We start from the raw sequence: 1,915 nt of genomic DNA on the forward strand, positions 1-1,915 counted from the left end.
CTAGCGGGAGTTTCCGGGCTATTTCGTTTTTGAAGGCTCCGACAAAATAAAAACCGTGTAAGTTGCGGCGTGTCGGGGCCTGCGTTTTACCGAAATATGTATGACCTAAAGTAAGATATATGGTATGGCGCTCTATAAGAAAACGGTCAACGGCAATGTGTACTGGTACCTGCGTGAAATGGCGCGGGTGGACGGGAAGCCGAAGATGATTTCCGAGCGCTATCTGGGTTCCGCGAAGGACATTGAAAAGCTGCTGGACGCCAAGGAAGCCGCCATAGTTCCGGAGAAGACCCGGCACCTGGGTTTCGGGGACAGTGCTGCGGTCTGGGGCGTTTTGCAACGCCTGAATGTGGTGGGGATCATTGATGAGGTGACGGGCACCCGGCGCAAGGACGCCGGCGCATCGGTCGGCACGTACCTGGCTTTGGCTGCGTTGAACCGGGTCGTGGCACCCACTTCCAAGCTGGGCTTCGCCGATTGGTGGAAGAGCACTGCGGCGGACCGTTTCACCAAGATCCCCGCCTCCGTGCTGGACCACCGCAGGTTCTGGGATGCGATGCACCGGGTGAGTTTGGAGGAGCTGGCAGTGATTGAGGAACGCATCGCGTTGGCGATGATCACCGAATTCGGGCTCGACATCTCCGCCCTTGCCCTGGACATGACGAACTTCGCGACCTACATCGATTCGGGCAACGGGGCGGCCCCGATCGCCCAGCGCGGGAAGGCGAAGCAGAAACGCACCGACCTGCGCCTGGTTGGTTTGGGGCTGGTGATCACCCGCGATGGCGGGATCCCCTTGCTCGCCCACGCCTACCCGGGCAACAAACCCGACGTCACCCAGTTCCCGGTCATGATTGATGCCCTGGGAGCACGCCATCGCAAACTCGCCGAAACAGCCGGGATCATCGCAGCGCCGGAGGTGACCGTGGTCTTTGATGCCGGACAGAACTCGGCCTCCAACTTCACCCGCGTCACCGACACCGATCTGGCGTTCGTCGGATCCATTCCGCCATCCCACGTCACCGACATGCTGAAACTGCCCGCCACGGACCGTGCCATCGTAGATGAGGATCGGTTCGGCGGGCTCAGCGCGACCGAGACCCGGCGGGTGGTTTACGGCACCGAACGCCGGGTCATTCTCACCCACTCGCCGACGCTGCACGAAAAGCAGGTCGCAGGATTCGCCCAGACCCTAGCCAAGGCCCAAACCAAACTGGGCGAGCTCACCGAGACGCTGGCCCGCGGGAAGACCCGCCGCACCACGGTCGCACTCACCGACCACATTGCTTCAATCACCCGCGATTCCTGGCTCCGCCGCGTCCTGGACTGCACCTTGGAAGGCGACAGCCCCGCCACCCACCGGCTGACCGTCACCATCAACGAGAAGGCACGGGCCGAACTCGAGGAAGAGCTGTTCGGCAAAAGGATCCTTGTCACCACCCACGAGGACTGGCCCATCGCCGAGGTGGTAGCGGCCTACCGCTCCCAATCCGATGCCGAATTCGGATTCCGCCAGCTCAAGGACCCCCATGTCGTCTCGTTTTCACCGATGAACCACTGGACCGAACACAATATCCGCATCCACACCTTCACCTGCGTCCTGGCCCTGCAAGCCGCCCACCTCATGCGCCGAGAAGCCGAGAACGCCGGCGAACACCACTCCGTTCGCGACCTGCTCGAACGGCTCGCCAGCATCGGCGAAACCGTGATGATCTACCCCTCCACCGGCGGGCGCCCCAAAGTCCGGCGCATGCTCACCGAAGAAATCGACACCCACAGCAACCTCGCCGAAATCTTCAACCTCACCAAGCTGGCCCCGAAGAAAAGTTAGGTCATACACTTCCAAGCCCCAAAAAGAGCCTCTGACCTGCACAAACACAAGTTTCGAACCAATTAGCTAGGAAACTCCCGCTAG

The 1,915-nt window shown here is 61.1% G+C and carries 1 protein-coding gene; it reads left to right on the forward strand.

Features of this window, described 5'->3' with window-relative positions; translation table 11 throughout:
• The first annotated feature begins 124 nt into the window (after positions 1-124).
• A complete protein-coding gene (locus QMG52_RS21590) occupies positions 125-1,831 on the forward strand; it encodes an IS1634 family transposase (RefSeq protein ID WP_283562453.1) in 1,707 nt (568 codons plus the stop codon).
• Positions 1,832-1,915 lie beyond the last annotated feature (84 nt).

The organism is Paenarthrobacter sp. PH39-S1, assembly GCF_030063245.1.
Lineage (GTDB): Bacteria > Actinomycetota > Actinomycetes > Actinomycetales > Micrococcaceae > Arthrobacter_M.

Excerpts from the sequence above, each read along its gene's own strand:
- QMG52_RS21590 (WP_283562453.1), top strand. The coding sequence starts at position 125 with ATGGCGCTCTATAAGAAAACGGTCAACGGCAATGTGTACTGGTACCTG.